Origin of the sequence: Polaromonas sp., assembly GCF_031411155.1 — a bacterium.
Classification (GTDB): Bacteria; Pseudomonadota; Gammaproteobacteria; order Burkholderiales; family Burkholderiaceae_C; genus Polaromonas.
In genome coordinates, this window is record NZ_JANOAL010000196.1 from 1 (window position 1) to 5,986 (window position 5,986).

Annotated in this window: 6 protein-coding genes and 1 pseudogene; 4 read left to right on the forward strand and 3 right to left on the reverse strand. The window is 62.1% G+C overall.

All coding sequences use genetic code 11. The features are described 5' to 3' along the window. The coding region (locus tag RMO23_RS12335) for a penicillin acylase family protein (RefSeq protein WP_309681888.1) at positions 1-341 on the forward strand (341 nt) is incomplete at its 5' end. A 15-nt stretch (positions 342-356) separates the two neighbouring features. Here the strand turns inward: RMO23_RS12335 and RMO23_RS12340 are convergent. Next, a complete protein-coding gene (locus RMO23_RS12340; protein ID WP_309681891.1) occupies positions 357-2,528 on the reverse strand; it encodes a catalase in 2,172 nt (723 codons plus the stop codon). Between the two features lie 249 nt (positions 2,529-2,777). Between RMO23_RS12340 and RMO23_RS12345 the strand changes: the two genes are divergently transcribed. Then, positions 2,778-3,185 carry a response regulator gene (locus RMO23_RS12345; RefSeq protein ID WP_309681893.1) on the forward strand — a complete coding sequence of 136 codons (408 nt, stop codon included), beginning with the start codon at positions 2,778-2,780 and terminating at the stop codon, positions 3,183-3,185. Between the two features lie 21 nt (positions 3,186-3,206). On the opposite strand, the gene RMO23_RS12350 is transcribed toward RMO23_RS12345, so the two are convergent. Then, positions 3,207-4,085 (reverse strand): hypothetical protein, encoded by an 879-nt coding sequence (locus tag RMO23_RS12350; protein WP_309681895.1) that lies wholly within the window; start codon positions 4,083-4,085, stop codon positions 3,207-3,209. Positions 4,086-4,280: 195 nt separating this feature from the next. On the opposite strand from RMO23_RS12350, the gene RMO23_RS12355 reads away from it, so the two are divergent. Together RMO23_RS12355 and RMO23_RS19700 are read left to right on the forward strand one after the other, a co-directional pair. Continuing rightward, a complete protein-coding gene (locus RMO23_RS12355; RefSeq protein ID WP_309681897.1) occupies positions 4,281-4,436 on the forward strand; it encodes a helix-turn-helix domain-containing protein in 156 nt (51 codons plus the stop codon). A gap of 71 nt (positions 4,437-4,507) precedes the next feature. Then, positions 4,508-4,612: pseudogene (locus tag RMO23_RS19700) on the forward strand (glyoxalase); the annotation flags it as partial. 28 nt (positions 4,613-4,640) lie between these two features. Here the strand turns inward: RMO23_RS19700 and boxB are convergent. Next, the coding region (boxB, locus tag RMO23_RS12360; protein WP_309681899.1) for a benzoyl-CoA 2,3-epoxidase subunit BoxB at positions 4,641-5,986 on the reverse strand (1,346 nt) is incomplete at its 5' end.

Below are 5,986 nucleotides of genomic sequence, written 5' to 3' on the forward strand. Positions count from 1 at the left end.
ACGCCTTGTCGGCCCACAAACCGTTTGGCAATGTGCCCGCGCTGGCGCGCTTTTTTGATGTGCGGGTGCCCACCGGCGGCGATGCCTTCACCGTCAACGTGGGCCAGTACTGGGCCAACGACGAAAAGTTGCCCTTTGCCAACCGCCATGCGGCCTCGCTGCGCGCCGTGTACGACCTGGCCGATCTGGAAAACTCGCGTTTCATCTACCAGACCGGGCAGAGCGGGCTGGTGTTCTCCAGCCGCTACCGCGATATGCGGGACCGGTGGGCGCACGTCGAGTACCGGCCCCTGCAAATGAACCCGGCCAGCTACCCGCACCAGCTGATCCTGGCGCCGTGACGCGCCGGCCCGGGCTCAGGCGGGAATCGCCTCGACATTGAGACGGTCCCAATGCCGGTGCAGGGCGATGGCGGTCATGAAGTCCCGTGACACCTGGCCGTCAAGCACCTTGCGGCCATCGGCCAGCAACACGCCCCCGGTCGGCACGCTGACGCTGTCCGGGCTATTGCCCCGCTCGAAGCCGAGCGTGCCCAGCAATTGGCATCCTTCGTTGATCGCGCAAATGGCTTTGCAGTGCTTGTAGGCTTCCAGCACAAAATGGACGGCATCGCCGAGCCGGCCGAGCGCGGCGGCGCTGTCGGCGCCGCCCGGAATCAACACCGCATCAAACATCACCGACGGCATGTTGGCAAGGCTGTGGTCGACCGCGAGTTGCCGCCCGCTGGCGGTGCTGACGGTGCCCAGGTGCGGCGCCACCAGCTTGCAGACGGCCCCGGCATCGACCAGGTCCTGCTGGATGCGCTTGAAGGTGACCGGTTCCACGCCGTCGGCCACCAGAATTGCAATCTTGCGGGTTTTGACGCTGCCGCCGGGCCGCCCCGTCATGCGCAGCGAAAGGTCTTCATCCACTTTGTTGGTGATGCGGTAGTCCCGAAAGCCGAGACGGCCGGCGGCGGCTTTCGGGTCCGGCGGGTTGATGCCCAGCGGCGCGGCCACCCGTGCGGCGAGTTTGGCGTCCACATGGGCCAGGTTGTCGACCATGCGCTGGCGAATATCGACCTCGACCTTGGACAGCTCAAACCGGAAGGCCGCCACGATGTGGTCTTTTTCCGCCGTGCTCTGGCTGTTCCAGAACAGGCTGGCCTGGGAAAAATGGTCGTCAAAGGACGGGCTGCGGCGCCGGATTTTGGGCGGCTCCAGCAGCTCGGGGTAAGACTGAAAGCCCTGCGCCGCGCCGTCAACCCGGAACTCCGCGCCGCTGCCCAGGGTGTTGGGCTCGTAGGCAACCCGCCCCTTGCTGATGGTCTGGCGATGCATGCCGTCACGCTGGAAATTGTGCATGGGGCAGACCCCCCGGTTGATCGGCAGCTCATGGAAATTGGCCCCGCCCAGGCGCGAAAGCTGGGTGTCGGTATACGAAAATAGCCGGCCCTGCAGCAACGGGTCGTTGGAAAAATCAATGCCCGGCACCAGGTGGCCGGGGTGAAACGCGACCTGCTCGGTTTCGGCAAAAAAGTTGTCGGGGTTGCGGTTCAGCACCATCTTGCCAATCAGCTGAACCGGCACCTGCTGCTCCGGAATCAGCTTGGTCGGGTCCAGGATGTCAAAGCCCAGTTCGGCCTCCTTGCCCTCGTCCACAATCTGCACGCCGAGCTCCCATTCGGGGAAATTGCCGCTCTCGATCGCCTCCCACAGGTCGCGCCGGTGAAAATCCGAATCCTTGCCGGCAATCTTCTGCGCTTCGTCCCAGGCCAGGCCGTGTACGCCCAGCTTGGGTTTCCAGTGAAACTTGACGAAATGCGAATCGCCGCGCGCGTTGATGAAGCGAAAGGCGTGAATGCCAAAGCCTTCCATCATGCGCAGGCTGCGCGGCACGGCGCGGTCAGACATGACCCACATCAGCATGTGGGTGGACTCGGGCATCAGCGAGACAAAGTCCCAGAAGGTGTCGTGCGCGCTGGCCGCCTGCGGCATGCCATGGTGCGGTTCGGGCTTGACGGCATGCACCAGATCCGGGAACTTGATCGCATCCTGGATAAAAAACACCGGAATGTTGTTGCCCACCAGGTCGTAGTTGCCCTCGGCGGTGTAAAACTTGACCGCAAAGCCGCGCGCATCACGCACCGTATCGGCCGAACCGGCGGAGCCCGCCACGGTAGAAAAGCGCACGAATACCGGTGTTTCCACCTCCGGATCCTGCAAAAAACCGGCGCGGGTGTACTCGCCCATGGGCTTGTAGACCTTGAAGTAGCCATGCGCGCCGGAGCCGCGCGCATGCACCGCGCGTTCCGGAATGCGCTCATGGTCGAAATGGGTAATCTTTTCGCGGAGGATGAAATCCTCCAGCAGGGTAGGGCCGCGCAGCCCGGCTTTCAGCGAATTGTGATTGTCCGGAATCGGCAGGCCCTGGTTGGTTGTCAGGCCATGCCCCGCATCTTCCGTAAAGCCTTCAAGCTGGTTTTTTTTGCCGGCGGCGCCCTCCAGGGGCTTGCTGTGGTTGGCGGCTTTGCGCTTGGATGGCGACATGAGGGTCCCTGGTTTGAATAGAACGCGGTGACGTCAAAACGCCGGACGCTACGGAGGAATCAGCTTTCGACCTTAACGGCCAGCCGGTAACTGCGCGGTAGCCGGATGCCGACAGCGTCTGTAAGGCCTGTCTGCTCCTGGCGTAAGACGCCGCTTACCGCCTGAATCGGTAGGGGTGGCGCATCCTCCTACAGCGGCACGGTGGGACTTCCGTCATCAGGGCGCGACCTGGCGGCGTAAATTGGGAGGATGAAAATGAGAACTTACCTGGTCGAGGACAACCCGATCATTCGGGACAACCTGATCAGCACGCTCGAAGAACTCGCGCCCGTTACAACCGTGGGCTCGGCGGCAACGGAAGAGGAGGGCGCTGCCTGGCTGACCAGCCATCAGGGGCAGTGGGACCTGGCCATCGTCGATTTATTTTTGAAAAGCGGCAGCGGCCTGGGTGTGCTGCAGGCCTGCCGCGCACGCGATGCGAAGCAAACCATTGTGGTGTTCAGCAATTACGCCACCCGCGACGTGCGCCAGCGCTGTGCCCAGCTTGGGGTCGATGCGGTGTTCGACAAATCGACTGAAATAGACGCCTTGCTGGCTTACTGCGTCGGACAGGGGAAAAAGTTTGAGGCAGCCCAATCTGATTCCCGGGCGGCTTGACCCTTTTGACCCCTGAAAACACTATCCGGGCGTGGTGCCCTGCTGGCGCTGATACTCCGCCTTCTTCATGGTGACGTAGCTGTCCTTGTCCAGCTCATGCAGCTGTCGCGGGTAGGCTTCGGTGGCATCAAACCAGAGCTGCAGCCGGGTATTGAATTGCTGGGCGGGCGCCTGGCTGAGCGAGCTCAGGTAGGCCTCAATGGCGAGGTAGTACCGCATGGTGTTGCGCTCGACCGCACCGCGCATGCCGCCAATATAGGCTGCCTCTTCGCCCTGTTGGCCCGGCACCTTGGTAAAGCCGACCTTGCCGCTCCCCAGGCTGCTTAAATAAGCCTGCATGGCCAGGCGGCCCACCGCGCCATACCCATACGAATAGCCCAGGTGCATAAAGGTCTTGCCGCCCGGCAAGGGCACGGCCTCGAGCTCGATCCGGTAGTTGCTGGTGCTCAACGGCCCCTTTTCGGCATGCAGCTGAGTGGCCAGGTAGCCTGGCGTGGCAACCCCCAGACGGTAGTTGAATTCCAGCGCAAAGGCATCCTTAATCTCCTGCGGTGTCTTTTTACCGATGTTGACCATCAGCACGCTCGGACTGCTGTTGGCGCTGGCGTGACAATATTTGGTGTTGAGATGAAGTATCAGGACCTCACACCATAGAGGTGGGCTCTTGAAGGTCGTGCTCACGGTGTTGAACGGCGCATCCAGCACCGCATAGGCATGGCCCTTGACCATGTTGGGCGTTTCCGACGACTCCAGAACAAGTGGCCGATGGTATGGGTTCTGCGCCAATCGCCCGGCAAGCGCCGCATGCTTTTCCAGCAAGGCGGAGGCGCCGGTCTCGGTGACGGCCTCAGCGGTCGTCTGTGCGCCCGCCGGAGCCGCAGCCATGAACGCCAGGGCCATGGCAGCCGGCAACAAGTACCTTGAGACGAGGGCGCTGATTCTTCGCATTTCGCAAGTTTGCCACCGGCAGAAACTTGCATGCTGGAAATTATCTGTTGTCCTACATTCGGTGGCGATGATTGTTATTTAACATAATATACATCGTGGAATATCAAAGTCAGCCCTAAAAAGCTGCGCCAATGCCCGGCAGACCGCATGGAACAAGCCAGGCGCTTCCGGGCGCTGCTCGCTGACCTTGGCCTGAATCACCCGGACGCGGCGAAGATTCTGCACGTCTCGCTACGCACTTTACATAACTGGCTCAGCGCTCGCCATCAGGTGCCGCATGCGGCCTACAAGCTGCTGCCGTGAGTACCCTGTAGGCTCCACCCCGAAACCTTCATCCCGAGCAAAGTCGCCAAGAAGAAATCCTCCGGTATTTCGAGATCAAGGACGAGGACTACGGTTGCCGCGGTTTTTCGTGCCTTGACGTCGAAGGCCATCTGTGGAACGTTGGTACTTATGATCCGTGGGCGGCTGCGGGCTGAAACCGCACCCGAACGCCGCCCGAGGCGCTCAAAGCCTCACATACTGGTATGCAAGCGCATGGGCGTTGATGCCGCGGTCAGGCGGCGCGATCCAGCCGGCCATCTTGCCGGGTTCGGTCACGCGCCGCATCAGGCTATGGATGAAGGTCTTGTCGTCGTCGGTCGGCAGCCAGACGCCCTGCTGCGCCTCAAACTCGGCGGTGCCGATGGGATTGCCCAGCGGGTCGGTCGGCATGCCTGACCAGGCGCCCACGGTGCGGCGGAATCGGGTGCTGGGCAGGCGCAGTTCGAAGTCGATGCCGGCGCGCTTGATGCCCATATTCCAGCGCGTGACGCCGATGTTGCAGTCCTTGACATACTCCCGCCGGGTGATTTCGTTCATGCCGTTGCGGGTCGAAATGGTCTCGTTTTTGAGGCCGCCCTTGCCATTGGGCACCTGAATGCTGATCTCGGTGTCCAGTTCCACATGGTCGGCAAATTTGGCCTCGTCGGGGCGACCCTTGATGCCGTTGCTGAAGTAGCTGGCCGCATTGCTGGAGGCCTCGGAGCCAAACAAATCGAGCGAGGAGGTAAACCAGAAGTTCATGAATTTCTGCACCGTGGGCAGGTCAATCACGCCGGCCTTGCGCAGCGTGGCCACATCATCGGTGTCCAGCTCTTTCATGACTTCCAGCGTGCGCTTGATGACCCGGCCGACGCCGGTTTCGCCGACGAACATGTGGTGCGCTTCTTCGGTCAGCATGAAGCGGGTGGTGCGGGCCAGCGGGTCGAACGCGCTTTCGGCAAAGCTCTTGAGCTGGAACTTGCCGTCGCGGTCGGTGAAGTAGGTGAACATGAAAAAGCTGAGCCAGTTGTCCATGGGCTCGTTGAAGGTGCTCAAAATGCGCGGCTTGTCGGCGTCGCCGCTGTGGCGCATCAGCAGCTCCTCGGCTTCCTCGCGGCCGTCGCGGCCAAAATGCGCGTGCAGCAGGTAGACCATGGCCCACAGGTGGCGGCCTTCCTCGACATTGACCTGGAACAGGTTGCGCAGGTCATACAGCGACGGCGCGGTGTGGCCCAGCAGGCGCTGCTGCTCCACCGAAGCCGGCTCGGTGTCACCCTGGGTGACGATCAGGCGGCGGAAGGTGCTGCGGTACTCGCCAGGCACGTCTTGCCAGGCCTTCTCGCCCTTGTGGTCGCCGAAGTGGATCTTGCGATCGGCCTCGCCGGGGTTCAAGAAGATGCCCCAGCGGTAGTCGCGCATCTTCACGTGGCCGAACTGGGCCCAGCCGGTCGGATCGACGCTCACGGCGGTGCGCAAGTACACGTCGTAATGGGTCGAACCTTCGGGGCCGACATCGTCCCACCAGTTGATGAAGTTCGGCTGCCACCCTT

Bases quoted from the DNA above. Each gene is read 5' to 3' on its own strand.
- RMO23_RS12340 (WP_309681891.1), bottom strand. From the start codon at position 2,528: ATGTCGCCATCCAAGCGCAAAGCCGCCAACCACAGCAAGCCCCTGGAG.
- RMO23_RS12345 (WP_309681893.1), top strand. From the start codon at position 2,778: ATGAAAATGAGAACTTACCTGGTCGAGGACAACCCGATCATTCGGGAC.
- RMO23_RS12350 (WP_309681895.1), bottom strand. From the start codon at position 4,085: ATGGCCCTGGCGTTCATGGCTGCGGCTCCGGCGGGCGCACAGACGACC.
- RMO23_RS12355 (WP_309681897.1), top strand. From the start codon at position 4,281: ATGGAACAAGCCAGGCGCTTCCGGGCGCTGCTCGCTGACCTTGGCCTG.